27 protein-coding genes are annotated in these 26,204 nt (G+C 60.1%); 19 read left to right on the forward strand and 8 right to left on the reverse strand.

The window, feature by feature from the left end; all coding sequences use genetic code 11:
• Nucleotides 1-119: 119 nt before the first annotated feature.
• Both CLM72_RS12575 and CLM72_RS12580 read left to right on the forward strand, forming a co-directional pair.
• On the forward strand, nucleotides 120-764 hold the full coding sequence (locus CLM72_RS12575) for an ATPase (protein WP_105226663.1): 645 nt from the start codon (nucleotides 120-122) through the stop codon (nucleotides 762-764).
• A 46-nt stretch (nucleotides 765-810) separates the two neighbouring features.
• On the forward strand, nucleotides 811-1,152 hold the full coding sequence (locus CLM72_RS12580; RefSeq protein WP_034125705.1) for a hypothetical protein: 342 nt from the start codon (nucleotides 811-813) through the stop codon (nucleotides 1,150-1,152).
• 68 nt (nucleotides 1,153-1,220) lie between these two features.
• Here CLM72_RS12580 and CLM72_RS12585 read toward each other — a convergent pair whose 3' ends face one another.
• Both CLM72_RS12585 and CLM72_RS12590 read right to left on the reverse strand, forming a co-directional pair.
• Nucleotides 1,221-1,967, reverse strand: a complete 747-nt coding sequence (locus CLM72_RS12585; RefSeq protein WP_105226664.1) for a creatininase family protein — start codon at nucleotides 1,965-1,967, stop codon at nucleotides 1,221-1,223.
• Nucleotides 1,968-1,997: 30 nt separating this feature from the next.
• The gene (locus CLM72_RS12590; protein ID WP_105226665.1) at nucleotides 1,998-2,726 is read right to left on the reverse strand and encodes a murein L,D-transpeptidase catalytic domain family protein; all 729 of its coding nucleotides are present in this window, start codon (nucleotides 2,724-2,726) and stop codon (nucleotides 1,998-2,000) included.
• Between the two features lie 39 nt (nucleotides 2,727-2,765).
• Between CLM72_RS12590 and CLM72_RS12595 the strand changes: the two genes are divergently transcribed.
• Nucleotides 2,766-4,367, forward strand: coding sequence for a murein L,D-transpeptidase (locus CLM72_RS12595; RefSeq protein WP_105226666.1), 1,602 nt, complete (start codon nucleotides 2,766-2,768; stop codon nucleotides 4,365-4,367).
• A 7-nt stretch (nucleotides 4,368-4,374) separates the two neighbouring features.
• Here CLM72_RS12595 and CLM72_RS12600 read toward each other — a convergent pair whose 3' ends face one another.
• Nucleotides 4,375-5,766 carry a HAMP domain-containing sensor histidine kinase gene (locus CLM72_RS12600; RefSeq protein WP_105226667.1) on the reverse strand — a complete coding sequence of 464 codons (1,392 nt, stop codon included), beginning with the start codon at nucleotides 5,764-5,766 and terminating at the stop codon, nucleotides 4,375-4,377.
• Nucleotides 5,744-6,427 carry a response regulator transcription factor gene (locus CLM72_RS12605; RefSeq protein WP_003191687.1) on the reverse strand — a complete coding sequence of 228 codons (684 nt, stop codon included), beginning with the start codon at nucleotides 6,425-6,427 and terminating at the stop codon, nucleotides 5,744-5,746. The genes CLM72_RS12600 and CLM72_RS12605 overlap by 23 nt, the downstream gene beginning before the upstream one ends.
• Before the next feature lie 412 nt (nucleotides 6,428-6,839).
• Between CLM72_RS12605 and CLM72_RS12610 the strand changes: the two genes are divergently transcribed.
• Entirely contained in the window at nucleotides 6,840-7,745 is a 906-nt protein-coding gene (locus tag CLM72_RS12610; RefSeq protein ID WP_105226668.1) for a hypothetical protein, read from the forward strand.
• Nucleotides 7,746-7,944: 199 nt separating this feature from the next.
• Here CLM72_RS12610 and CLM72_RS12615 read toward each other — a convergent pair whose 3' ends face one another.
• A complete protein-coding gene (locus tag CLM72_RS12615; protein WP_105226669.1) occupies nucleotides 7,945-8,853 on the reverse strand; it encodes a MurR/RpiR family transcriptional regulator in 909 nt (302 codons plus the stop codon).
• Between the two features lie 284 nt (nucleotides 8,854-9,137).
• Between CLM72_RS12615 and iolC the strand changes: the two genes are divergently transcribed.
• From iolC to CLM72_RS12675, 13 genes are all read left to right on the forward strand, one after another.
• Nucleotides 9,138-11,075 carry a 5-dehydro-2-deoxygluconokinase gene (gene iolC / locus CLM72_RS12620; RefSeq protein WP_105226670.1) on the forward strand — a complete coding sequence of 646 codons (1,938 nt, stop codon included), beginning with the start codon at nucleotides 9,138-9,140 and terminating at the stop codon, nucleotides 11,073-11,075.
• A 148-nt stretch (nucleotides 11,076-11,223) separates the two neighbouring features.
• Entirely contained in the window at nucleotides 11,224-12,111 is an 888-nt protein-coding gene (iolE, locus tag CLM72_RS12625; RefSeq protein ID WP_105226671.1) for a myo-inosose-2 dehydratase, read from the forward strand.
• Nucleotides 12,112-12,114: 3 nt separating this feature from the next.
• Complete coding sequence (gene iolB / locus CLM72_RS12630; RefSeq protein ID WP_019817190.1) at nucleotides 12,115-12,903, forward strand: 5-deoxy-glucuronate isomerase; 789 nt, start codon at nucleotides 12,115-12,117, stop codon at nucleotides 12,901-12,903.
• Between the two features lie 26 nt (nucleotides 12,904-12,929).
• The gene (locus CLM72_RS12635; protein WP_105226672.1) at nucleotides 12,930-13,751 is read left to right on the forward strand and encodes a TIM barrel protein; all 822 of its coding nucleotides are present in this window, start codon (nucleotides 12,930-12,932) and stop codon (nucleotides 13,749-13,751) included.
• Between the two features lie 146 nt (nucleotides 13,752-13,897).
• A complete protein-coding gene (gene iolD, locus CLM72_RS12640; RefSeq protein ID WP_105226673.1) occupies nucleotides 13,898-15,829 on the forward strand; it encodes a 3D-(3,5/4)-trihydroxycyclohexane-1,2-dione acylhydrolase (decyclizing) in 1,932 nt (643 codons plus the stop codon).
• A 19-nt stretch (nucleotides 15,830-15,848) separates the two neighbouring features.
• Entirely contained in the window at nucleotides 15,849-16,859 is a 1,011-nt protein-coding gene (locus CLM72_RS12645) for a Gfo/Idh/MocA family protein (RefSeq protein ID WP_105226674.1), read from the forward strand.
• A 150-nt stretch (nucleotides 16,860-17,009) separates the two neighbouring features.
• The gene (locus CLM72_RS12650; RefSeq protein WP_105226675.1) at nucleotides 17,010-18,038 is read left to right on the forward strand and encodes a Gfo/Idh/MocA family oxidoreductase; all 1,029 of its coding nucleotides are present in this window, start codon (nucleotides 17,010-17,012) and stop codon (nucleotides 18,036-18,038) included.
• Between the two features lie 126 nt (nucleotides 18,039-18,164).
• Nucleotides 18,165-18,341 (forward strand): hypothetical protein, encoded by a 177-nt coding sequence (locus tag CLM72_RS28955; protein ID WP_003191673.1) that lies wholly within the window; start codon nucleotides 18,165-18,167, stop codon nucleotides 18,339-18,341.
• 49 nt (nucleotides 18,342-18,390) lie between these two features.
• Nucleotides 18,391-19,326 (forward strand): sugar ABC transporter substrate-binding protein, encoded by a 936-nt coding sequence (locus CLM72_RS12655; RefSeq protein WP_005787737.1) that lies wholly within the window; start codon nucleotides 18,391-18,393, stop codon nucleotides 19,324-19,326.
• A 63-nt stretch (nucleotides 19,327-19,389) separates the two neighbouring features.
• On the forward strand, nucleotides 19,390-20,943 hold the full coding sequence (locus CLM72_RS12660; RefSeq protein ID WP_032897009.1) for a sugar ABC transporter ATP-binding protein: 1,554 nt from the start codon (nucleotides 19,390-19,392) through the stop codon (nucleotides 20,941-20,943).
• A gap of 26 nt (nucleotides 20,944-20,969) precedes the next feature.
• Nucleotides 20,970-21,992 carry an ABC transporter permease gene (locus tag CLM72_RS12665; protein WP_003191668.1) on the forward strand — a complete coding sequence of 341 codons (1,023 nt, stop codon included), beginning with the start codon at nucleotides 20,970-20,972 and terminating at the stop codon, nucleotides 21,990-21,992.
• A 433-nt stretch (nucleotides 21,993-22,425) separates the two neighbouring features.
• Nucleotides 22,426-22,830 carry a TraR/DksA C4-type zinc finger protein gene (locus tag CLM72_RS12670; RefSeq protein WP_003191666.1) on the forward strand — a complete coding sequence of 135 codons (405 nt, stop codon included), beginning with the start codon at nucleotides 22,426-22,428 and terminating at the stop codon, nucleotides 22,828-22,830.
• Nucleotides 22,831-22,987: 157 nt separating this feature from the next.
• On the forward strand, nucleotides 22,988-23,191 hold the full coding sequence (locus tag CLM72_RS12675) for a hypothetical protein (RefSeq protein WP_034125690.1): 204 nt from the start codon (nucleotides 22,988-22,990) through the stop codon (nucleotides 23,189-23,191).
• 15 nt (nucleotides 23,192-23,206) lie between these two features.
• Here the strand turns inward: CLM72_RS12675 and CLM72_RS12680 are convergent, their stop codons facing one another.
• The 3 genes from CLM72_RS12680 to CLM72_RS12690 form a co-directional block, all read right to left on the reverse strand.
• On the reverse strand, nucleotides 23,207-23,434 hold the full coding sequence (locus CLM72_RS12680; protein ID WP_105226676.1) for a DUF2789 domain-containing protein: 228 nt from the start codon (nucleotides 23,432-23,434) through the stop codon (nucleotides 23,207-23,209).
• Between the two features lie 68 nt (nucleotides 23,435-23,502).
• Nucleotides 23,503-23,733: a hypothetical protein gene (locus CLM72_RS12685; protein WP_034125688.1), complete on the reverse strand. Its 231-nt coding sequence runs from the start codon at nucleotides 23,731-23,733 to the stop codon at nucleotides 23,503-23,505.
• A gap of 111 nt (nucleotides 23,734-23,844) precedes the next feature.
• Nucleotides 23,845-24,120, reverse strand: coding sequence for a hypothetical protein (locus CLM72_RS12690; RefSeq protein ID WP_105226677.1), 276 nt, complete (start codon nucleotides 24,118-24,120; stop codon nucleotides 23,845-23,847).
• Between the two features lie 394 nt (nucleotides 24,121-24,514).
• Between CLM72_RS12690 and CLM72_RS12695 the strand changes: the two genes are divergently transcribed.
• Together CLM72_RS12695 and CLM72_RS12700 are read left to right on the forward strand one after the other, a co-directional pair.
• The gene (locus tag CLM72_RS12695; RefSeq protein ID WP_052199932.1) at nucleotides 24,515-24,964 is read left to right on the forward strand and encodes a hypothetical protein; all 450 of its coding nucleotides are present in this window, start codon (nucleotides 24,515-24,517) and stop codon (nucleotides 24,962-24,964) included.
• Nucleotides 24,965-25,095: 131 nt separating this feature from the next.
• Nucleotides 25,096-26,103, forward strand: a complete 1,008-nt coding sequence (locus CLM72_RS12700; RefSeq protein WP_105226678.1) for an ABC transporter substrate-binding protein — start codon at nucleotides 25,096-25,098, stop codon at nucleotides 26,101-26,103.
• Nucleotides 26,104-26,204 lie beyond the last annotated feature (101 nt).

The raw sequence follows: 26,204 nt of genomic DNA on the forward strand, positions 1-26,204 counted from the left end.
TTATGGGCGGCCTGACACTATCGGTTCAAATGATAGTCACCATCAAGGATCACAAGTTCTGTTTTTTCGCCAAACGCGCAGAATCTGCACATCGAGACGCAGCCCAAGGAAAATGCGCGATGAGGACGATTATCCAGTTGGCTTTGATGGCCCTGATGCTGGGCACCGCGGTCATGACCACCCCGGCGATGGCCGATGAAGTGCGTACAGGCCATTTGCTGCCACTGGTGGGTAGCGTAGACTCCCTGCAGCGTGCCCAGTCGGTGGGGGTGTTGTTCAGTGAAAACACCCGCGACAACCTCAGCTACCTTGAACGCTACCACGCCATGGCGCTGAACGGCGCCAAGGATGCCCTGGATGGGCGAATTCGCGAGGCGTTCGTCAACAGCTCCGACCCGGAACTGGCGATCGACTGGTTGATGCACTCGTTGCAGGGCACTTTTCTCTCGGTGACGGTCTATAGCAGCCTGGATGCCCTGGTGCAGGCGCACCCGGATGTGGTTGTGGTGCTCGATACCCATAACCAATTGCTGACCCAGCGTAATGACCGGGTCGAAGCACGCTTTGTCGCACGCTTCTACGACGCGAACCTGCAGTTTATCGCCAAGGCCGAAGGCTCGGTGGACAAGCACGTGCCGTCAGTGTGGGTGCACGACAAGGCGGCGCCGGAGATTGCTGCACTGATCGAGCAACAACGCGATGTACAGCAAGATGCCCTGAAGCAGTTCGATGCGTCGCTCAAGGCCCTGGTTCGCGCAGGTTGACCCGCGAATGGTTGTGAACCCTTTTTGGTTATTTTCAGGAATGTTTATGCGCTCTTTCTTCGCCCCGGCCCTGGCTTGTGCTTCGTTATTGCTGACCGGCTGTATCACGGCGCCCAATGCCCCATCACTGACCCTGCAAACCAACAAGACCCCCGACGGCTATGTGCAATGCGTATTGCCCAAGCTGGAAAAGCACGGCATCACCTCGACCGTCACCCAGAACTCGCGCCACGCCAAGGTGCTGTTGACCAGCAAGATTGCCGCCGATGATGTGCTGGAGGCCTACAAGTCCCAGGACGGCACCAAGGTCTTCCTTTACGAGCGCAAGCCGCTGGCTTCGGCGATCAAGCCATCGCGGCTGGAGCAGGCCGCACAGGATTGCAGATAAAACCAGGCACAACGCAAATGCAAATGTGGGCGGGGGCAACGTCCTACAGGGTATTGGCCCCATTTGGATCAGGGTTTGGCTTCGTTGCTGAAGCTGTCGACAGTCTTGATCAATCCCTGCGCCGCCAACGCCACCAACTCACCGCCTTTCTCCACGGTGGCCAACGCCGGGTCAGAGCCCATGCGGCCATCAGGGAAGCGCGCCCGGAAGTCCAGGGCCTCGCGGATCGGGCCGGTGTTGGCAATTCGTGGTGAGTAGTCGGCAGACTTGATCGCGTCCGGATACGCCCACTGCGTCACGGCAATTTCCGACGGCGTGGCGTGGCTGCCATGCCCGACCGGGAATTGACGCTGGGCCAGGTCAGTGACGCCTTCCAGGTCCCACCAGTTCACCAGCTTCAGCGCGAACCCGGCCGGGCGGCGGGCGAAGCTGGCTTCGGCGTACAGCTCGGAGAACGCCGCTTCAATCGTGGCGATGTTGCCGCCGTGGCCGTTCAGGAACAGGATCTTTTCGAAACCATGCCCGGCCAACGAGCGCACCCAGTCGCCAATTGCGGCGATAAAGGTGGAAGGGCGCAGGGAGATGGTGCCGGGAAAGCCCAGGTGGTGTTGGGCCATGCCGATATTGAAGGTCGGGCCGACCAGGATATCGGCGTGCTTCTGGGCGTGGTGGGCGATGATCTCCGGGCACATCCAGTCAGTGCCCAGCAGGCCGGTGGGGCCATGTTGCTCGTTGGAACCGATGGGAATCACCACCGTGCGGCTGCGTTCCAGGAACTGCCCGATTTCGATCCAGGTGGAGGTGTGTAGAAGCATGCGACGCTCTCTTTTATCTATGGGGACAGGCTATCCGCCACGGATTGTACGACTACTCGCCACCTGTTGGGGTTTGCAATTGAGGTAGGTCGACGACTTCAGCCAGCGCTGGTCGGGGTACCACGAAAACATGAACTGCCCGTCCTTGAGCTTGTCCACCACTTGACGGGCAACTTGCGGGCGCACGGCCGGGCAACCCTGGCTGCGGCCGATGCGGCCTTCGCGCTTGCTCCACAAGGGGCTGACGTAGTCGGCGGCATGAATCACGATGGCGCGGTCGCGGGCCTGGTCATTGAAGCCGGGTTCCAGACCGTCCATGCGCAGCGAGTAGCCATGGGCGCCCAGGTAGCTTTCCTGGGTGCGGAACAACCCCAGGCTCGACTGGTGGCTGCCCTCGAGATTTGAGAACTGGGTAGCGAAGTTTTCCCCGGACTTGGCACCGTGGGCCACCAGGTCGCGCAATACCAGGGTCTTTTTGCGCAGGTCGAAGATCCACAGGCGACGGGCGGTCGAGGGCTGGGAGTAGTCAATAACCGCTAGACGATCGGAACGTTCCTCGCCGTTATTGACCGCGCACTGCACGGCGCTCAGGGCGCTTTTCAGTACGGTGGGATTGAGTTCTGGAGCCGAGCGCGCCAGGCTGCTATACAGGGAAGGAGAGGTGCCATTGGCGGCGAGCGCAACATTGCTCAATAAAGCCAGGCACCCAGCGATCAAGCCCAGGCTGGTTAGCCTGAGCAGGCGTATAAAAGTCAGCATCTACAGTCGAGTCCCCGCTGTGGAGTGGAGCTAAGTCAATTGTTCAAAAAACACGCATGTTACTTGAGCATTTGCCTGCTCGTTGCACCATTGGTCGCTACAGCCGAAACGCTGCCGGTGGAGCCATTGCCCGTCACCACCCCTGCACCGGTCGCGCTGGCGCCACTGCAACAGGCGTTGGCGCAGTTGACCAGTGTCTGCCCGCACCTTGCGCCGCGTATCGATGCCGCCGCGTTGGTGCGCCTGCAAGCCTTTTATCAGCAGCAGGGCGATGCCCCGCTGTGGTCGGCTGACGAACGCCGGCAAGCCTTGCACAGCCAGTTGCTGATGCTTGCCGACGATGGCCTGGACCCCATCCACTATAGCTTGCCTGCGGCGGATGCCACGGCCAACGTGCTGTGCAGCGATATCGCCAACAGCCAGCAGTACCTGCAAGCCCTGCAAGATTTGCATTACGGGCGCCTGCAGCAATCGCGTTTTGAGCCTCTATGGCATTCACAGCCGCCCAGCGGCGATCCTAATACCGAGGTACTGGCGTTCGCCGCCACCGGCCTGCAAGACATGGCCCAAGCCTTCGATCAGGCGCGGCCCAGCGCCGATTTGTATCGCAGCCTGCGCAATGCCTACGCCGGCGTGCGCCAGCAACCGCTGCCCCATTGGGACCCGGTCGCCGAGGGCGCGTTGTTGCGCCCGGGGATGAACGACCCCCGCGTGCCGGAACTGGCGCGGCGCCTGCACAGCGGTGGCTACCTGGCCCAGTTGCCCAGCGGCAACGGCAAGCAATACCAGGGCGAACTGGTCAAAGCGGTGAAAGCGTTCCAGCTCAGCCACTCGTTGCAGGCCGACGGCGTGGTCGGCGCCGGCACCGTGGCCGAACTCAATATCAGCCCGGCGGTGCGTCGTGAACAGCTGCGCATCAACCTGGAGCGCTTCCGCTGGCTGGCCCAGGACCTGGAGCCTGAAGGTGTCGTGGTCAATGTGGCCGCCGCACAACTGAGCGTGTACCAGAGCGGCATCCCGGTGTGGCAAACCCGCCTGCAAGTAGGCCGTGCCGAACGCCAGACACCACTGCTCAAATCGCGCATCACTCGGCTGACCCTCAACCCCACCTGGACCATCCCGCCGACCATCATGCGCGAGGACAAACTGCCCGCCATCCGCCTCAACCCTGAATACCTGCGCCAGCAAAACCTGCAAGTGCTCGACGCCGAAGGTCACCCATTGACCCCCGACCAAGTCGACTGGGCACGCCCCGGCAATATCCTGCTGCGCCAGCAGGCCGGCCCGCGTAACCCGCTGGGCAAGATTGTGATGCGCTTTCCCAATCCGTATTCGGTGTACCTGCATGACACCCCCAGCCAGCCCTTGTTCACCAAGGGCCCACGGGCGTTCAGTTCGGGATGCGTGCGGGTCGAGCAACCGTTGTTATTGCGCGATCTGCTCGTAACGCCCGCCGAACGCACCCGCACCGATGAGCTGCTGGCGACCGGCGAAACTCATGAATTCAGGCTGGCCACGCCGGTACCGGTGCTGTTGGGGTATTGGACCGTAGAAGTGGATCGCCAGGGCGAGTTGGTGTACGCGCCGGATATTTATGCGCGTGACCCGGTGTTGATCAAGGCCATGGGCAGCGTGCTCTAGGGCACGCTTATTCCGGCATCAGTTGCTGGCGGCATTCCAGCACCAGGCGGGCGCCGCCCAACTCACTGGTGCCGACCTCCAGCTTGAAGCCATGCAAGTTGATGATCGCCGCCACAATCGACAGGCCCAGCCCAAAGCCGCCTTGCTGATCACTCTCATCGACCCGATAGAAACGCTGGAACACCGACGCGCGCTCGGCAGCCGGAATGCCTGGCCCGGAGTCGAGCACTTCGATGCGCGTACTCCCAAGGTCGTTGACCGCTCGCAGGATCACCTTGCCCTTGGGCGGGGTGAACTTGATCGAGTTACTCAGCAGGTTGGCCAGGGCTTCAAACAACAGCGCACGGTCACCGGTAACCCACGGCAGTGAATCAGGCCCCTGCAGCACCAACTCCAGTTTGCCTTCTTCGGCCAGGGGCAGGTAGAAATCATGCAGTTCGCACAGCAACGGCAGCGGGTCCAGCACCAGGAAGCCTGAGCGACGCTGGTGGTCTTCCAGTTCCGAGATGCGCAGCAGTCCGCGAAAACGCGCCATCAGTGTGTCGGTTTCGGCGATGGCGTCATCGAGCTTTACCGCGTGGGCCGAGTCTTCCTCGGCTTGTTGCTTGATGCGGTAAAGCTGGGCGCGCAAGCGGGTGAGCGGGGTGCGCAGGTCGTGGGCAATGTTGTCGCACACGCCCTTGACCTCGTTCATCAGTTTTTCGATGCGGTCGAGCATGGCATTGACGATGGCGGCGAGCATGTCCAGCTCGTCGCGCCGGTTGGACAGCGGCAACCGGTGCGTGAGGTCGCCGGCGACGATGGCCTCGGCGCTGGCCTGGATCCCGCGAATGCGCCGCAACGGGCGACGGCGCAGCAGGTGCCAGCCGGCAGCGCCAGGAATGATGGTCAAGGACAGCGCCCACAGCAGGGCGTGCCAGATAATCCGCGTTACTCCGAACAACGAGCCGTTGGCGCGCACCAACACCAGCCAGCGGCCGTCTTCGGTGTGGGTGGCCACGGCATCGCAGCTGTCCTTGGGCAGTTTGGGGTCATCGGATTGCACGCAATTGGTCAGGGCGTAAATCTTGCCATCCAGCGGCAGGTCGGGTGGTACGGCGCGGATCGGCCCGCTCAAGGGGCGAAATTGCTCATCGAACAGGCCATAGGCGTCAACACCCTTCATGTCGAAGGTCATGCTGGTGGTCAGCGCTTCCACCAGTTCTTCGCCGTCGAAACGCTGGAAAAGATGCTGGCGCTGCAACAGGGAATGGCGCGACAAGTCGCTGAGGTAGCCTGAGACCTCGTAGTACAGCACCCCCATGAGGATGCAACTCCACGCCACGAACAACGAACTGTACAGCGCCAGCAAGCGGCTGCTGGAAGAGCGCCAGCCTTTAGAGGGGTTCAGCAATGACATAGCCCGAGCCTCGTACCGTGCGGATCAGCGGCGTGAGGCCCGGTGGGTCGATTTTCTTGCGCAGACGGCCGATGTGCACGTCGATCAGGTTGGTGCCGGGGTCGAAGTGATAACCCCAGACTTCCTCGAAAATCATCATCCGCGACAGGATCTGCCCGGTGTTGCGCATCAGGAATTCAAGCAGTTTGTATTCAGTGGGCAGCAGGGTCAGCGGCTGGTCGGCCCGGCTGGCTTCGCGGCTGATCAGATTCAGTTCCAGGTCGGCCACGCGCAGCGCGGTTTCGAATTCCTGGACCGTGCTTTTACGCCGCAGCAGCACCTCGACACGGGCGGCCATTTCATCCGAGGCGAACGGCTTGGTCAGGTAGTCATCGCCGCCGGCACGCAGGCCGCGCACGCGCTCGTCGACATCGGAGAGGGCGCTGATCATCAGGATCGGCGTAGACACCCCAATAGTGCGCAACGTGGTGACGATGGCCAGGCCATCCAGCTCGGGCAGCATGCGGTCGAGGGTGATCAGGTCGTAATCCCCACTCACGGCACGGACCAGGCCCTCGCGGCCGTTGTCCACCCAATCTACGTCCAGTCCATGGCTACTCAGCTCGGCGACAATCTCGCGGGCCGTTACGGCGTCATCCTCGATGGTCAAAATGCGGGTCATAGGAGTACCTGGTGAGCGTTCACACTAGAAGTGGCGACATTTTGCCAAGAAGTTGCTGAATGTTTCCTAAATAAAATTTCATCTTCCTGAAACCGACCCCAACTTCCACATTCGACACAGAACAATGTGGGAGCTGGCTTGCCTGCGATCGCGGTGGTTCAGTTGAAGATTCAGGGACTGGTACACCGCGTTCGCGAGCAAGCCCGCTCCCACTGGAGGGCTCGTCAAGTCGGGGAATGCAGATCGCCCGCTTGGAGCAGCTTTTTATTGCAATCTGCATGATCTTGTTAAGTTCAATTTAATTAAGTTATTGAAATTAAAGAGTTTTATTTTTTGTTGCGACTGGCACGTTGCCTGCACTGTCCGTTTTGAGACTTGTAACATCATTTTTCGTGCCTGGAGCAAAACAACAATGATCACATCCTCATCCACGCTGCAAGAGTCAAGCACGCTCTCCGGGGTTTCCTGGGGGGCGATTTTCGCCGGTGCCGCTGCGGCGGCTGCATTGTCATTGATCTTGGTATTGCTGGGCTTCGGCCTGGGCTTTTCGGCGGTGTCGCCCTGGGCTGACAGCGGTATCAGCGCCAAGGGTCTTGGCATTTCCACAATTGTCTGGCTGGCGTTCACCCAGATCGTTGCGTCGGGCCTGGGCGGTTACATCGCCGGTCGTTTGCGGGTGAAGTGGGCCAATATGCACGGGGACGAGGTGTACTTTCGCGACACCGCCCATGGCTTCCTGGCGTGGGCAGTGGCCACATTGATCACGGCGATGCTGGTGGTCGGCTCGGTCAGCAGTGTGGTCAGCGGCGGCGTGAAAGCTGGCGCCAGCGTGGCATCGGGCGCCGCCAGCGGCCTCACCCAAGCTGCGGGCAGCTCTGTAAAGGGTGCCGACAGTGGTGACTTCGGTTACTACGTCGACAGCCTGTTCCGCGATGATCGCCCAGCGGCGGTCAGCGATGATGCAGCCCACGCCGTGGTCGGTCGTATCCTGACGCGTACGTTGAGCAACGACGGCCAACTGGCAGCGGAAGATCGCGCCTACCTGGCCCAACTGATCAGCCAACGCACCAACCTTAGCCAGGCCGATGCCGAAGCCCGTATCGACAAGGTCTATGGCGACGCGCGCAAGGCTGTTGAAGACGCCAAGCTCAAAGCCAAGCAAGCCGCTGACACCGCTGCGAAAGTAGCGGCCTACACCTCGCTGTGGACCTTCGTGGCCCTGCTCATTGGTGCGTTCTTCGCCAGCTTCGCCGCCACCTTCGGCGGCCGCCGCCGAGATGCCGTGGTGTACGTCGAAACCGAAAACTACGTTCGTTAATTCAAGGAGAACATGATGCGCTCATTACTGCTGTGGTTCCTCGGCGTGCCGATTCCGGTGATCATCCTGATCGCAATTTTCATGCACTAATTGTAGGAGCGAGCTTGCTCGCGAAGAACTGCTGGGCGCCGCGTTCATTCAAAATGGCCGCGGCGTTCTTGCGTTTTTCGCGAGCAAGCTCGCGCCTACAGGTGGCGGGTCAGTCGTCGAACCCAACCTGTTCGTGAATCTCATCCACCTTGAGTTCCAACCGATACGCCACCGCAATAAACAACGCCTGGCACAGGCACAGCGTGGCGCTCAGCGAGCGGAAAGCAAACGAGGAACCTTCATTGACCAACAGCACCGCATTCGCCCGCTTGGCCAGGGGCGACAGGTTGCTGTCGGTGATGATCAGGGTCTTGGCCTGGTGATGCTGCGCGATGCGCAGGCAGTGCTGGGTCTCTTTGCCGTAGGGCGTGAAGCTGATGGCTATCACCAGGTCATTGGCGCGCACGCTGCGCATCTGCTCGCGATAACTGCCGCCTAGCCCCGAGATCAGGTGGATGCGCTTGTTGGTGTGCTGCAGGTTGTAGACCAGGTAGTCGGCCACCGCAAAGGAGCGGCGCACGCCGACCACGTAGATGTTGTCGGCATTGACCACCAGGTCCACGGCTTTCTCGAAGGCAGCGTCGTCCAACTCCAGCCCCAAGCGTTCGATGCCCGACAGGGTGGCGTTGACGCACTCGCGCGCCAGGTCGCCGCCGCTGGCCTTCTGGGACTTGTTGGCGATCATGCTGCGGATGCGCTGCTGGTAGTTTTGCACCGGCGTGGTCTTGTGCGTATACGCCTCGCGAAACAGCGCCTGCATCTCACTGAACCCGCTGAAACCGAAGCGCTGGGAAAACCGCACGATGGCCGAAGGGTGCACTTCGCATTCCCGGGCGATGTCGCTGATCCGGTCGACCATGATCCGGTCGCTCTGCTGGCTCATGTAGCTGGCGATACGCTTGAGCTGGCGCGGCAGGCTCTCATATTCGTCGGTGATCAGCTGCAACAGGCGTTCGGCATTGATCGGAGGGCTGGCGATAGTTTCTTCCAGGGGAGTCTCGGGATCGGTGCGGGACATGGGCAATCCTTCTGGCGTGTTCGTCTGATGCGCTGATAGGTGGCGCAAGTCTACAGGGTAGGCGCAAAAAAATACCCCGGCATCACGGCCCGCGTGGCCTGCTGAAACGATGCATGGGCGCTGGCGTGCCACTATCCTGAGGTATTGGAAAAAATATTCCACTAAAAATAATTATGGAATAAATATTGATTGCTGCCAGCGGACGTTCTAGTCTGCTCCCACCAAGAGCGTTTGCCGTCGCCACGGCGGCACAACGCAGGCTGATAAAAATAACAGGAGCCAGCATGGGCCAGACTCGTTTTGCCAGTGGGCGTCAATTGGATCTGATTTGCCTCGGGCGCCTGGGCGTCGATCTTTATGCGCAGCAAGTCGGTGCGCGGCTTGAGGATGTGACCAGCTTCGCCAAGTATCTGGGCGGTTCTTCCGCCAATATCGCTTTCGGCACGGCCAGGCTTGGGCTCAAGTCGGCGATGCTGAGCCGGGTGGGTGATGACCATATGGGCCGTTTCCTGGTGGAATCCCTGGCCCGTGAAGGCTGTGATGTCAGCGGCATCAAGGTCGACCCGGAGCGCCTCACCGCCCTGGTGTTGCTGGGCCTCAAGGACCGCGAAACCTTCCCCCTGGTGTTCTACCGCGAAAACTGCGCCGACATGGCCCTGCGCGCCGAAGACATCAGCGAAGCCTTTATTGCCTCCAGCAAAGCGCTATTGATCACCGGTACGCATTTTTCCACCGACGGCGTGTACAAGGCCAGTCTGCAGGCCCTGGATTATGCGGCCAAGCACAACGTCAAGCGCGTGCTGGACATCGATTATCGCCCCGTATTGTGGGGCCTGGCGGGCAAGGCTGATGGCGAAACCCGTTTCGTCGCCGACCAGAATGTGAGCCAGCATGTGCAGAAGATCCTGCCGCGTTTCGACCTGATCGTCGGCACCGAGGAGGAGTTCCTGATTGCCGGCGGCAGTGAAGACCTGCTCACCGCCCTGCGCACCGTGCGTGAACTGACCCCGGCCACTTTGGTGGTCAAGCTCGGCCCTCAGGGCTGCACGGTGATTCACGACGCAATTCCGGCGCGCCTGGAAGACGGGGCCATCTATCCTGGCGTGCGGGTTGAAGTGCTCAACGTGTTGGGCGCAGGCGATGCTTTTATGTCGGGCTTTCTCAGCGGCTGGATCAATGACGCCAGCGATGAGCGTTGCAGCCAGTTGGCCAATGCCTGTGGCGGCCTGGTGGTATCGCGCCACGCCTGTGCGCCAGCGATGCCGACCCCCGCCGAACTCGATTACCTGTTCAACAGCCCCGTGCCCATCACCCGGCCGGACCAGGACGTGACCCTGCAACGCCTGCACCGTGTCACGGTGCCGCGCAAAGCCTGGAAGCAACTGTTCATCTTTGCCTTCGACCACCGCTGGCAATTGGTGGAGCTGGCGCAAAAAGGTGGCCAGGCCCCTGAGCGTATCAGCGACATCAAGCAGTTGTTTATCCAGGCCATCGAACGCGTCGAGCGAAAACTCAGCGAGCAGGGCGTCGAGGCGGATGTGGGCCTGCTCGCCGACCAACGCTTCGGCCAGGATGCACTCAACGCCGCCAGCGGTCGCGGCTGGTGGATCGCTCGCCCGGTGGAAGTGCAGAACTCGCGGCCCCTGGCGTTCGAGCACGGGCGTTCGATCGGCAGCAACCTGATTGCCTGGCCCCAGGAACAGATCATCAAGTGCCTGGTGCAGTTTCACCCCGATGACGAGCCGATGCTGCGCCTTGAACAGGAAGCGCAACTCAAGGCGGTGTACGAGGCGTCGTTGGTCAGTGGCCACGAACTGCTGCTGGAAGTCATCCCGCCCAAGGATCACCCGTCCACCTACCCGGACGTGCTCTACCGCAGCCTCAAGCGCCTGTACAACCTGGGCATTTACCCGGCTTGGTGGAAGATCGAAACCCAGTCGGCCGCAGACTGGAAAAAGCTCGACGAACTGATCCAGGAACGCGACCCCTACTGCCGTGGCGTGGTGTTGCTGGGCCTGAATGCTTCCCCCGAGTTTCTCGCCGATGGCTTCAAGCAAGCCAGCCAGAGCAGCACCTGCCGTGGGTTTGCCGTGGGCCGCACGATCTTCCACGAGCCGAGCCGGGCATGGATGGCGGGGGAGATTGATGATGAAACGCTGATCCAGCAGGTGCAGGCGACCTTCGAACAGCTCATCAATGCCTGGCTCAGCGCCCGACGGTAAATACGATCAAATGTGGGAGCTGGCTTGCCTGCGATAGCAACCTATCAGTTGCAAATGTACTGCCTGACACACTGCTATCGCAGGCAAGCCAGCTCCCACACAAAGCAGATCCCAGTGAATTCTGAAGATAAAAACAAAAGGTGCAGCCATGCCCGCAATCCGAATTGGCATCAACCCGATCTCCTGGAGCAACGACGACCTCCCGGCCCTCGGCGGTGAGACCCCGCTGAGCACGGCCCTCAGCGAAGGCAAGGACATCGGCTACGAAGGTTTTGAGCTCAACGGCAAATTCCCCAAGGATGCCAAGGGCGTCGCTGACGTGCTGCGTCCTTATGACCTGGCGCTGGTGTCCGGTTGGTACTCCAGCCGTCTGGCCCGTCGTTCGGTGGCCGAGGAGATCGAGGCCATTGCCGGCCATGTCGAACTGCTCAAACAAAACGGTGCCAACGTACTGGTGTACGGTGAAGTCGCCGACTCGATCCAGGGTTCGCGCATCCGCCTGATCGAGCGTCCGCGTTTTCACAGTGAACAGGCCTGGCAGGCTTACGCCGACAAGCTTACCGAGCTGGCGCGCTTCACCTTGTCCCAGGGCGTGCGCCTGGCCTATCACCACCATATGGGCGCGTACGTCGAATCCCCCGAGGACATCGACCAGTTGATGAAACGCACGGGCTCGGAAGTCGGCTTGCTGTTTGATTCGGGCCACTGCTACATGGGCGGCGGCGAACCCATTGAGGTGCTGCGCAAGCATATCGACCGCGTCTGCCATGTGCATTTCAAGGATGTACGCAAACCCGTGGTGCAACTGGCGCGTAACCAGATGTGGAGCTTCCCGGACTGCATCGTCAACGGCACTTTTACCGTGCCCGGCGATGGTGATATCGACTTCGCACCGTTGCTGGATGTGTTGCTCGCGGCGAACTACAAGGGCTGGCTGGTGGTGGAAGCCGAGCAGGACCCGGCCGTGGCGCCCAGCTATATCTACGCGAAGAAGGGTTACGACACCCTGCGTGCGCTTCTCAACCAGAGGACTTGAGTGATGAGCTTGTTGGTCAAAAGCAGCAAACGCGGGCAAACCATGGTTGCCCTGGAGGCGGGTCGCCTGGAGTACGTAGGCTTTGCCGCCTATCGCCTGAGCCTGGGCGAAACCCTGCCGGTCAGTGCGGGCGATCAGGAACTGTGCCTGGTGCTGCTCAGCGGTCGAGTGAATATTGAAGGCGAAGGCTTCAATTGGCAGAACCTGGGGGATCGCCAGTCGGTGTTCGAAGACAAGTCACCGTTCGCCGCCTATTTGCCGCCGGGCACTGACGCCCGAGTCACGGCCCTGAGCGATGTGCAGATTGCCGTCTGCGCAGCGCCGGGTGCTACGGGTTTTGCCCCGCGCTTGATCCGCCCCGAGCAGTGCAAGCGCAGTGTGCGCGGCAAAGGCGCCAACACTCGCTATGTGTGCGACATCTTGCCCGACAGCGAGCCGGCCCATTCGCTGCTGGTGGTGGAAGTGCGCACGCCGTCGGGGCATTCCTCCAGCTACCCACCGCACAAGCACGACACCGACGACCTGCCGCACCAGAGCTTTCTGGAAGAGACCTACTACCACCAGGTCAACCCGCCTCAGGGCTTCGTGTTCCAGCGCGTGTACACCGACGATCGCAGCATCGACCAGGCCATGGCCGTGGAAAACAGTGACCTGGTGGTGGTGCCCAAGGGCTATCACCCGGTCAGCGTGCCGTACGGCTACGAGTCTTATTACCTGAACGTGATGGCCGGCCCCAAGCGTGCATGGCATTTTCATAACGACCCGCAGCACAGCTGGCTGCTGGACCTGTAAACGGTGTTGGACGGAGAACAACAACAATGAAGTCGCCGCTACGTTTTGCCCTTAACCGCATGGTCGCCCCCAACCTGTCCCTGCCGGATTTCATCCAGTTGGCGGCGGCTCTCAACTGCGAGGCCATTGAGATCCGCAACGACCTCAAGAACCGTGAAATCGAATACGGCACACCCGCCAGCCGCGTGCGTGAGTTGTGCGCAGCGCAGGGCATCAAGGTGCTGTCGATCAACGCGCTGTACCCCTTTGATGTGTGGAATGACGAACGCCGTGCCCAGGCAATCGAACTGGCCACCTACGCTCGTGAGTGCGGGGCCCAGGGGTTGGTGATGTGCCCGTTCAATCAGCCTGGCGATACGCGCAACGACGCGCAGCGCGCGGCTGGTTTGCGCACGGCGTTGAGCGAGCTGGCGTTGATCCTGCGCGAGTACGGGATTCTTGGTTTCATCGAGCCCCTGGGCTTTACCATATCCGCCCTGCGCCGCAAGCGCGTGGCAGTGGATGCAATCAAGGCCATCGGTGGCCTGGATGTGTTTCGTGTGGTGCACGACACCTTTCACCATCACCTGGCCGGCGAGCATGAGTTCTTCCCGGAACTGACCGGGCTGGTGCACATCTCCGGGGTGGAAGACCGCGAGGCGCCGCTGGACTCGATCCGCGACGGCCACCGCGTGCTGGTGGGCGAGGACGATATCCTCGGGAATGCGGCGCAGATCGATACTTTGCTGAGCACCGGCTACAGCGGCTATCTGTCGTTCGAACCGTTTGCCGAAAGCGTGCACGGGTTGGCGGATATCCGGCAGGCGTTGGGCAGCAGCATGGCGTATTTGCAAAAGCCCCTGCCATAACGCGATCAAAAATGTGGGAGCTGGCTTGCCTGCGATAGCGGTGTGTCAGGCAATACCTGTGCAACTGATAGACCGCTATCGCAGGCAAGCCAGCTCCCACCGTGGATCGGTGTTGAACATTCCAATTGCATTCATAGGTGCAAGTGATGACCACAACAAGATTGACCATGGCCCAGGCCCTGGTGAAGTTCCTGGACAACCAATACATCGAAGTCGACGGCGTACAGAGCAAGTTTGTCGCCGGGGTGTTCACTATTTTCGGGCATGGCAATGTGTTGGGCCTTGGCCAGGCCCTGGAGCAGGACAGCGGCGACCTGGTGGTGCATCAGGGTCGCAATGAGCAAGGCATGGCCCACGCCGCCATCGGGTTCGCCAAGCAGCACCTGCGCCGCAAGATTTATGCGTGTACGGCCTCGGTCGGGCCGGGCGCGGCGAATATGCTCACCGCCGCAGCCACCGCCACCGCCAACCGCATCCCGTTGCTGTTGTTGCCCGGCGATGTCTATGCCAGCCGTCAGCCCGACCCGGTGTTGCAGCAGATCGAGCAGTTCCACGACCTGAGCATCAGCACCAACGACGCCTTCCGCTCCGTGAGCAAATACTGGGACCGCATCAACCGCCCCGAGCAACTGATGACCGCGGCGATCCATGCCATGCGCGTGCTGACCGACCCGGCTGAAACCGGCGCGGTGACCCTGGCCTTGCCCCAGGATGTACAAGCCGAAGCCTGGGACTACCCCGACTATTTCCTGCAAAAACGCGTGCACCGCATCGACCGACGCCCGGCCACCAGCGCCATGATCGGCGACGCGCTGGCGGCGTTTCGCGGCAAGCGCAAGCCGCTGATCATTTGCGGCGGCGGGGTCAAATACTCCGGCGCCAACCAGGCCCTGCAAGCCTTTGCCGAGCGTTTCGATATTCCGTTCGCCGAGACCCAGGCAGGCAAGAGCGCCGTGGTGTCCAGCCATCCGCTGAACGTCGGCGGCATCGGCGAAACCGGCTGCCTGGCGGCTAACCTGCTGGCGCCTGAGGCCGACCTGATTATTGGCATCGGCACCCGTTATACCGACTTCACCACCTCGTCAAAATCGCTGTTCAAGCACCCCGAGGTGAAGTTTCTCAACCTCAATATCAGCCCCTGCGATGCGTTGAAGCTGGACGGCGTGCAAGTGCTGGCAGATGCAAAAGTCGCCTTTGAAGCACTGGAAGATGCTCTGGGCGATTACCGTTCGGGCTGGGGCGAGCAGATCGCCGACGCCAAGGCGCAACTCGACGCCGAAGTCGACCGCGTGCATCAGGTGCACTACCAGGGCGATGAGTTTGTCCCCGAAGTCGACGACCATCTGGACCGTGCCGTGCTGCGGGAATTCATCGAGCTGACCGGTTCGTGCTTGACCCAGAGCGCTGTGCTTGGCGTGCTCAATGCTCGCCTGGCCGATGACGCAATCATCGTGGCCGCCGCCGGCAGCCTGCCCGGTGATTTGCAGCGTGCCTGGCGCAGCAAGGGCGTCAACACCTACCACGTCGAGTATGGCTATTCATGCATGGGCTACGAGATCAATGCCGCCCTGGGCGTGAAGCTGGCCGAGCCGAGCAAGGAGGTCTACGCCCTGGTCGGCGATGGCTCCTACATGATGCTGCACTCGGAGCTGGCCACTTCGATCCAGGAGCGCCGCAAGATCAACGTGGTGCTGTTGGACAACATGGCGTTCGGTTGCATCAACAACCTGCAGATTGGCAATGGCATGGACAGCTTCGGCACCGAGTTCCGCTACCGCAACCCCGAGAGCGGCAAGCTCGACGGTGGCCTGGTGCCGGTGGACTTCGCCATGAGCGCAGCGGCCTACGGTTGCAAGACCTACAAGGTCAGCACGCTGGAACAGCTGGAAGCGGCGTTGGCCGATGCCCGCACGCAAAGCGTCTCCACGCTGATCGATATCAAGGTGCTGCCCAAGACCATGGTCCACGGCTACCTGTCGTGGTGGCGTGTGGGTGTGGCGCAAGTGTCCACCAGTGAACGTACGAATGCAGCGGCCAAAAAACTCAATGAACACCTGGCCAAGGCCCGGCAGTACTAACAACAAGAGGAGTGTTTGCATGTCTTTGAAACTTGGAGTGATTGGTACGGGCGCCATTGGCCGGGACCATATTCGTCGTTGCAGCCAGGCCTTGCTCAACAGCCAGGTGGTGGCCGTCACCGACATCAACCTTGAGCAGGCGGCCCAGGTGGTGGCGGACTTGAAGCTGGACGCCGAGGTATACCCGGACGGCCATGCGTTGATCAACTCGCCAGAGGTCGAAGCGGTACTGGTGACGTCCTGGGGGCCGAGCCACGAAGAATTTGTGCTGGCCGCGATTGCCGCCGGCAAACCGGTGTTCTGTGAAAAACCCCTGGCGGTGACGGCCGAGGGCTGCCGCAACATTGTCGAGGCCGAAGTGGCACACGGTAAGCGCCTGGTCCAGGTGGGTTTCATGCGCCCGTACGACCAAGGCTACCGTGCCCTCAAGGCGGTGATCGACAGTGGCCAGATCGGCGAGCCGTTAATGCTGCACTGCGCGCACCGTAACCCCACGGTGGGCGAGAACTACAACACCGGCATGGCGATCACCGACACCCTGATCCATGAGTTGGACGTGCTGCGTTGGCTGCTCAACGACGACTACGTGTCCGTGCAGGTGGTGTTCCCGCGCAAGACCAGCAAGGCGCTGGCGCACCTGCGCGACCCGCAGATCGTGCTGCTGGAAACTGCCAAAGGCACGCGTATCGACGTGGAAGTGTTTGTGAACTGCCAATACGGCTACGACATCCAGTGTGAAGTGGTGGGGGAGAGCGGTATCGCCAAGTTGCCGGAGCCATCTCAGGTGCAACTGCGCAGCGACGCGAAGCTGTCCAACGCGATCCTGATGGATTGGAAGGATAGGTTTATCGGTGCCTATGACGTGGAATTGCAGGCGTTTATCGACAGCGTGCTGGCCGGGCAGGTTGGCGGGCCGTCGGCCTGGGATGGGTTTGCGGCGGCGGTGGCGGCGGATGCGTGTATTGAAGCCCAGGGCAATGGGCAGATTGTGAAAGTCAGCCTGCCGGATCGCCCGCGCTTCTACGGCTAACTCACTGCAGAAAAGTGGTTGACACTGTGGGAGCTGGCTTGCCTGCGATAGCGGTCTATCAGTGATAGATTGATTGCCTGACTCACTGCTATCGCAGGCAAGCCAGCTCCCACAGTTGATTGGGTTTCCAAATCAATTCTGGAGTTGAGCATGCGAATCGGACTAGTGGGCTACGGCCACGGCGGACGCTTTTTTCATGCGCCGTTGATCGCCACCCTGCCTGGCGCCACCTTTGTCGGCGTGGTGACGCGTTCACCCGAACGTCGCCAGCAACTGAGTACTGACCTTCCGGGTGTCAAAGCCTTCGACTCCATCGGCCAGATCGTCGAAGCCGGCGTCGATGCCCTGGTGATTTCCACCACCCTCAAAGGTCGCCCGGCCCTGGTGCTGGAAGCCATCGAGCACGGGGTGGCGGTGGTCAGCGATAAACCCTTTGCCGCCAACGCCGAACAAGCCCAGGCCCTGATTACCGCTGCCGAGCGCCAGGGCTCGCTGCTCAGCGTCTACCAGAATCGGCGCTGGGATTCGGATTACCTGACCCTGCGCAAACTGATCGACGCCGGCGCCCTGGGCACCATCACCCGCTTTGAATCCCGCGTGGAGCGCTACAGCCCACAGGCCGTGGGCAATGCCAGTGGTGGCGGCTGGCTGCGCGACCTGGGCAGCCATCTGGTGGACCAGGCGTTGCAACTGTTCGGCCCGGTGGAGCGGGTGTTCGCCCAATTGCACTACACGCCAGAACATCCCACGGTGGATCACGGCTTCTTTGTCTCCCTCACCCATGCCAATGGCGTGATTTCGCACCTGTGGGGCAACGCGTTGCAGAACAGCCAGGCACCGCGATTTCGCGTCAGTGGCAGCCTGGGCTGTTACACCGTCGACGGATTGGATGGCCAGGAAGAAGCGCTGCTGGCCGGCAAGTCACCGAAAACCGAAGGTGAACACTGGGGCGCTGAGGAGCATCGACGCTGGGGCTGGTTTGAGCAAGGGCCGGAGCGTGAGCGGGTGCCGTCGGAGAAGGGCTGCTGGCCCCAATTCTATCGGCAGTTGCTAGCTGCCGTGGTGGGGCAGGGGGCGCTGCCGGTCAATGCCTATGACGCCCTGGAAACCACCCGTATATTGGACGCCGCGCGCCTGAGTGCCGAGCGCCAGCAGGTGGTTTCGACGAAAATAGAATAAAATTCTAAAACAGGTTGATATGGAAATTATTTTCTAATACAGTCTTTTCCAGGTTGCATAAAGTACGTCCCGGAACCTACGGGCGACTCAACAAAAACAAGATCAAAAACAACCAGGTACCGTCAGATGAAAATCTTCAACGCTGTACTGCGAGTTTTACGCCCCCTCCAAGCGCCACGCGGACTGCCCCGCGCCCGGCCGTTCTACTTCTCCTTCCTGAATGTGCTGTGCGTCGAAAACCAGGGCGCGCTGGTGTGCTGCATTCCAGGCGCGCCGGTGGTGCGACTGACAGCCGAGTCCTGATCAACGCAACGTCAAAAAAAACCAACAAGAAAGTGGAGACAGACCGTTCATGAAGACCCCGATCCGTTTTACCGCCCTGGCCTTGTCCATGCTGCTGGCCAGTGGCGTTGCCGGCGCCGCCGATCTCAAGGTGGGCGTGACGATGTCAGCGTTCGATGACACCTTCCTCACCTACCTGCGAGAGGACATGGACAAGCAAGCCAAGTCCTATCCCAAGGGCGATGGCGTGCAATTGCAGTTTGAAGATGCGCGGGCCGATGTGGTCAAGCAATTGAGCCAGGTCGAGAACTTTATCAGCCAGAAAGTCGACGCCATTATCGTCAACCCGGTCGATACCGCGTCGACCAAGAACATCATTGCGGCTGCGACCAAGGCGGGTATTCCGCTGGTGTTCGTCAACCGCCGCCCGGACCAGAAAGACTTGCCCAAGGACGTGGTGGCCGTGACCTCCGATGACGTCGAGGCTGGCCGCCTGCAAATGCAATACATCGCCGAAAAACTCGGCGGCAAGGGCAAGGTCGTTATTCTGTTGGGTGACCTGGCGAACAACTCCACCACCAACCGCACCAAGGGTGTCAAGGAAGTGCTGGCCAAGTACCCGGACATCAAGATCGAGCAGGAGCAGACCGGCGCCTGGCTGCGTGACCGGGGCATGACCCTGGTCAACGACTGGCTGACCCAAGGGCGTGATTTCAATGCGGTGCTGGCCAACAACGATGAGATGGCGATCGGGGCGTCCATGGCCCTGAGATCGGCCGGCAAGGAAAAAGGCAGCGTGTTGATTGCCGGTGTCGACGGCACGCCCGATGGCTTGAACGCGATCACCAAGGGTGACATGGCCGCCTCGGCCTTCCAGGACGCCAAGGGCCAGGCGGTGGGTTCCGTGGAGGCAGCGCGCAAGATGGCCAAGAAGGAGCCGGTTGAGCAGAACGTGGTGATCCCGTTCCAGTTGATCACTCCGGACAACGTCAAAGACTTTAAGTAGCCCAACATAACAACAAAAGCTGGCAGGGCGGTCACGGCCGCCCTGCAGATGGAGTACCTCCCTATGCTTGCTCAAGCCGCCACGTCTCAGCCCGCCGCCCACCCGGCGCTGGCGCTGGACGAACCCTACCTGCTGGAAATCCTCAACATCAGCAAAGGCTTTCCCGGTGTCGTGGCCCTGGACGATGTGCAGCTGCGGGTGCGCCCCGGCACGGTGCTGGCGTTGATGGGCGAGAACGGTGCGGGCAAGTCGACGCTGATGAAGATCATCGCCGGCATCTACCAGCCCGACGCCGGCGAAATTCGCCTGCGTGGCAAGCCGATCACCTTTGAAACGCCGCTGGCCGCGCAAAAGGCCGGGATCGCGATGATCCACCAGGAACTCAATCTGATGCCCCATATGAGCATCGCCGAGAACATCTGGATAGGCCGCGAACAGCTCAACAGCCTGCACATGGTCAACCACCGCGAAATGCACCGCTGCACCGCCGAGTTGCTGGCGCGTCTGCGCATCAACCTCGACCCCGAAGAACAGGTCGGCAACCTGAGCATTGCCGAACGGCAGATGGTCGAGATTGCCAAGGCAGTGTCCTACGACTCCGACATCCTGATCATGGATGAACCCACCTCGGCCATTACCGACAAGGAAGTGGCCCACCTGTTTTCGATCATTGCCGACCTTAAGTCCCAGGGCAAAGGCATCGTCTATATCACCCACAAGATGAACGAAGTGTTCGCCATCGCCGATGAAGTGGCGGTGTTCCGCGACGGCCAATACATCGGCTTGCAACGGGCCGACAGCATGAACAGCGACAGCCTCATCTCGATGATGGTCGGACGTGAATTGAGCCAGCTGTTTCCTGTGCGCGAAACACCTATTGGTGACCTGCTGCTGTCGGTGCGCGACCTGAGCCTGGACGGCGTATTCAAGGACGTATCGTTCGACCTGCACGCCGGGGAGATCCTCGGTATCGCCGGGCTGATGGGCTCCGGGCGCACCAACGTGGCGGAAACCATTTTCGGTATCACCCCAAGCTCCAGCGGGCAAATCACCCTGGACGGCAAGGCGGTTCGCATTACCGACCCGCATATGGCCATTGAGAAAGGCTTTGCGCTGTTGACCGAGGACCGCAAGCTCAGCGGCCTGTTCCCGTGCCTGTCGGTGCTGGAGAACATGGAGATGGCGGTGTTGCCGCACTATTCGGGCAACGGTTTTATCCAGCAGAAAGCCTTGCGTGCCCTGTGTGAAGACATGTGCAAGAAGCTGCGGGTGAAAACCCCGTCCCTGGAGCAATGCATCGACACCTTATCCGGCGGTAATCAGCAAAAGGCCTTGCTGGCGCGCTGGCTGATGACCAACCCACGCTTGCTGATCCTGGATGAGCCGACGCGTGGTATCGATGTGGGCGCCAAGGCCGAGATCTACCGCTTGATCGCCTTCCTCGCCAGCGAAGGCATGGCGGTGATCATGATTTCCTCCGAACTGCCCGAAGTGCTCGGCATGAGCGACCGGGTGATGGTGATGCACGAGGGTGAACTGATGGGCACCCTGGATCGCGCCGAGGCGACCCAGGAAAAAGTCATGCAGTTGGCTTCCGGGATGACCGCAGTCCACTGATCTACAGATTAAGAAGGTGATGGGTTATGAACGCAATAACAGACAACAAGCCGGCAACCGCGCCGGTCAAGAACCGTCGACGCATGCCCACCGAGCTGAGTATCTTCCTGGTGCTGATCGGTATCGGCCTGGTGTTTGAATTGTTCGGCTGGATCGTGCGCGACCAGAGCTTTCTGATGAACTCCCAGCGCCTGGTGCTGATGATCCTGCAGGTGTCGATCATCGGCCTGCTGGCCATCGGTGTGACCCAGGTGATCATCACCACGGGCATCGATTTGTCGTCCGGCTCGGTGCTGGCCTTGTCAGCGATGATCGCCGCCAGCCTGGCGCAGACCTCCGACTTTTCCCGGGCGGTGTTTCCGTCCCTCACCGACTTGCCGGTGTGGATCCCGGTGGCGATGGGCTTGGGCGTAGGGCTTTTAGCGGGGGCGATCAACGGCAGCATCATCGCGGTCACTGGCATCCCGCCGTTTATCGCAACGCTGGGCATGATGGTCTCGGCCCGTGGCCTGGCGCGCTATTACACCGAAGGCCAGCCGGTGAGCATGCTCTCGGACTCCTACACAGCGATCGGCCATGGCGCGATGCCGGTGATTATCTTCCTGGTGGTGGCGGTGATCTTCCACATTGCCCTGCGTTACACCAAGTATGGCAAGTACACCTATGCCATCGGCGGCAATATGCAGGCGGCGCGCACTTCGGGGATCAACGTCAAGCGTCACCTGATCATCGTCTATAGCATCGCCGGTCTCCTGGCGGGCCTGGCCGGCGTGGTGGCCTCGGCACGTGCAGCGACGGGGCAGGCCGGCATGGGCATGTCCTACGAGCTGGACGCGATTGCCGCCGCAGTGATCGGCGGTACCAGCCTGGCCGGTGGAGTAGGGCGCATCACCGGCACGGTGATCGGCGCGCTGATCCTCGGCGTCATGGCCAGCGGGTTTACCTTTGTCGGGGTGGATGCGTATATCCAGGACATCATCAAGGGCCTGATCATTGTGGTGGCGGTGGTGATCGACCAATACCGCAACAAGCGCAAGCTCAAGCGCTGAGTACCTGTCCTTGTAGGAGCAAGCTTGTGTGGCGAGCAAGCTTGCTTGCGGGGGCGAAGCACCCCCAAAAGCCGGAGACTGCTGCGCGGTCGGCGGGAGCAAGCTCCCTCGCCACAGCAAGCTCGCTCCTACAGGGGATCAGGCACTTTCAACCGTTTGTCTTCTATATAGCTCCACAACACTGAATTTCTTGCTATAAACGCACTCCGATGACCATTCGCCAAGCCCGTCCTGGTGCCTTTGGGGGTTGATCGGGAAAAAATGCCTGTCTTTTCAGTTGCTGCGCCCTCAAGTCGGCCTTAGACTGCCGCCCCTCGTAAATTGAGTGCCGGGTGGCGCTTGGAATGGATGGCGCCCTTCCGAGACCTGCACAGGTCGGCCGGAACGCTCCCTAATTCGCCTTAATGCACGTATTTTTTTATTAGAGAAATCAATGACAAAGGAAAAGTTGCTGGCCATGCCGGCGGATGACTACATGAATGCCGAACAGCACGCTTTTTTCGAGAAGTTGCTGCAAGACATGAAGGTGGAGCACCACGAGCGCATTGAGCAGAACCGTATCGCCATTGAGAGCCTGGACACCCCGGCCGACCCGGCTGACGCGGCTTCTGTCGAAGAAGAGCGCACCTGGCTGGTAAACGCCATTGACCGCGACCAGCGCATGCTGCCGCAACTTGAGCGTGCTCTGGAACGCATCAAGGAAGATTCCTTTGGCTGGTGTGACGACAGCGGCGAGCCTATCGGCCTCAAGCGCCTGCTGATCAGTCCTACCACCAAGTACTGCATCGAAGCGCAAGAGCGTCACGAGCAGATCGACAAGCACCAGCGTCAAGCCTGATGCGGTGAAGGGGGCGGCTCTCTAGCTGGCCGCCCTGGATCGGCATTGTTGCTGTTTATGCAATGAAGCTATTCCGTGGATAGCTTTTTCCAACTGGAATAAAGCCGTAGCATGGCCAACATTGTTAGCCAGCTAACTAATGCTGCGGAGAAGCTCCATGCAAAACAAAGTCGATGTGGCCGTAATGATCGGCAGTGGCGTACCCCAAACCCTGCGTGCCCTGGGCCAGCGAGCTTGCTGGGTGGTGTTGCTCAACGGTGAGCAGCGCGGCACTGCGTTCGCCAGCCGGGACGAGGCGCAAGAATGCCAGGCTGCCTGGCAAGCGCTGTTGCGCAGGGAAGCGTCAGACAGCCTGCATTGATCAAGCGCGGGGAGGCTAATGCAGCAGCGCATTGAGATCATCCACTGCGGGAGCCCATTCTGCGTCGACCTGCAATTGTTCCCTGAGGAAGTTCGCCTGCTGTTCGCTCCAGAATGGCGCGTCGATGAGTTTTACATCATCGGGCAGTCGATGTTCGGCGGTAAAGCGTTCGATGGCTTCCTGGCTGGAATCCAGCCCCAGTTGTTCGAACAGGGTTTCAAGGGTTGGGATGGTGGTGTCCATAGCGTTCTCCATGCGGGCTTATCGTCATACATGTGAGGGGCAGGGCACGCTAGAGTTCTATCGGGTTGTCAGGTATTGAGTGCGCCGCAATCCACGGCGGTCTTCAGTGCCTTGGCCGCCTCTTTGCCAGCCACGGCCGCTGCGTCGGCGGTTTTGAACCAGCGGTCTTTCTCCACCTGGTGCGCGGTGACCTTGTTCAGCGGTGGTTTGGCTCGCATGATGATGACCGCTTGAAACTCACCGTCTACTTCCCTCGCATCGCCGTGGATAATAAATTCGCCAATATCAAATTCCGTCACGTATGGCTTTCCCTTCAAGGTAACTGCGTTGATGAAACCTGACCCGCGAGGGGGCAAACTTCCATGGACAGGCCAGTATGGCAGTTGTTGAGGGGCTGTGGCGCGGTAAAGTCATACAGGCGACGAAACGATTCCGCCGCCTGAGGCGTACAGCTTGGCTTCAAGGGACTTGGCCAGTTCGCAGGCTTTGATGTGATCGCTGCGAAACCCCTTGATCTTGCCGCTGGGCACTTCAAGAATATGAAAAAAGTTCTTTCCTGCGGGTACAACTTGGTAAAGCACCGAATTGGAGTACCCATTCAGGTTCAGCAGGCAGTAGTATTGCTGTTCGTCGGGACATGGTGAACGAGTGTGGAAAGACGTAGCGTCGTGTTGACGTCGTTGCATGCTCAGCTCCTGTCGATCGATCCGGTTAGCTTGTCTGCGTTGTTTCGGGTGGTTTTCACCCTGGTTGCTGTTCTAGTATTGTCGTCGGTAGTTCGTGACTGGTTCCATGCCCAGATGTTTTTTTGTGTTGGGGTGTCGGAAAACTGCATTTTTGATTGGGTTATTCTCTGAAGTCGGCAGACCCGTATTCTCGGGTCGTTGAACCTGTGATTTGCTGTATCACGGTTGACTTCCCATGAGGTCCGCCGTTGAGGTTTGTACTAGCCTTACGAGTTCTCTTCAGTTTTTTAATGACTCTGTATCGTGTCGTAACGGCCATTTTTTGTGCTGTTCGCTTTGGCGGCCAGTGCTTTTTTGATGTGGGGGCGTTTCCTTGGCAGTCAGTAATCTGGATATGCACGCGTTATTCGTGCTGGGTGATTTGCGCGCAAAGTTGGTCAAGCAGTTTCAATCTCGGTTTGTCTACGTCACCGAACAGACGCCGGAAGGTATTTATATCGCCGAAATCGATACCGAAACGGCGCTGGTCGTGGATGACAAGCCACGTCTGGAACTCAAAGTAGGTGACCATTTTCGCGCAGCGGTATTGCCCAGCCGCGAAGGTGGCAAGTTCGAATTGAGGTTTCGCGATATCAAGTTGACCGTCTACGGCCTCGGCGACTACGCCTTTGTGTCGTCGAACGAAGGCCAGGGTATTGTGTTCAAGGAAGGCCACAGCGTAATGCTGGTATTCGCCGCCCATGAGCAATTGCAGGAAGGGTTGACCAAGACCCTGAAGGCCGTGACTGGCAAAGCCGCCAAATGGCGCAAGGGTGAACTGGTGACCTTCAAGGCCAGCGAGTAGGCGATAAATACGCTGTGCATCTTTGTCTTTTGGAACCTCTACTACAGTTGAGTTGACTTAACTATTCAGAGGCTTCGCGCATTCGCAGCAAAGCCGTTCGCCATGACTGCGAAAACGCGAGGTGCACAGGCATGAAAGGATTGAAGTCACTGCTGGCGGCGGGCCTGACGACCCTGAGTCTGTCATTGCCGGTATCGGCTGCCCAGGCACCGGTGCATTTTGCCGACCTGAACTGGGAAAGCGGCAGCCTGATCACTGAAGTGCTGCGCTTTATCGTCGAGAAGGGCTATGACCTGCCCACCGACACCTTGCCTGGTACCACCATTACCCTGGAAACCGCCCTGGCCAAGAACGACATCCAGGTGATCGGCGAGGAATGGGCTGGCCGCAGCCCGGTGTGGGTCAAGGCGGAAGCCGAAGGCAAGGTGGCGGGCCTGGGCGATATCGTCAAAGGCGCTACCGAGGGCTGGTGGGTGCCGGAATACGTGATCAAGGGTGACCCCTCAAAAGGGCTCAAGCCCTTGGCTGCGGACCTCAAAAGCGTGCAGGACCTGGCGCGTTACAAGGACGTGTTCAAAGACCCGGAATCCCCAGGCAAGGGGCGCTTTCTCAACAGCCCCATTGGCTGGACCTCCGAAGTGGTCAACAAACAGAAGCTCAAGGCTTATGGCCTGGACGACAGCTACGTGAACTTCCGCAGCGGGTCGGGCGCGGCGCTGGATGCGGAGATTGCTTCGTCGATTCGTCGGGGCAAGCCCGTGCTGTTCTATTACTGGTCGCCGACCCCGTTGATGGGGCGCTATAAATTGATCCAGCTGGAAGAACCGCCATTTGATGCAGGTGCGTGGAAGACCCTGACTGACGCAGACAACCCGAACCCGAAGCCGACACGCTCATTGGCTTCCAAGCTGAGCATTGGCGTGTCGACGCCGTTCCAGCAGGAACATCCACAGATTGCCCAGTTCTTCGAGAAGGTCGAGTTTCCCATCGAGCCGCTTAACAAAGCCTTGGCGACGATGAGCGAGCACCACACGCCGCCTCGGGAGGTGGCCCAGGCGTTTCTCAAGGAACATCCGCAGGTGTGGAAGGCCTGGTTGACGGAAGATGTGGCGCGGAAGGTCGAGGCGAGCCTCAAGTAACCGGCGGTCTTTGTATCGAGTGAAGGTCAAGATGTGGGAGCTGGCTTGCCTGCGATGACTGAGTGTCAGACAACATATTTTTATGCTGACCCACCGCTATC

The organism is Pseudomonas sp. MYb193, assembly GCF_002966775.1.
Classification (GTDB): domain Bacteria; phylum Pseudomonadota; class Gammaproteobacteria; order Pseudomonadales; family Pseudomonadaceae; genus Aquipseudomonas; species Aquipseudomonas paracarnis.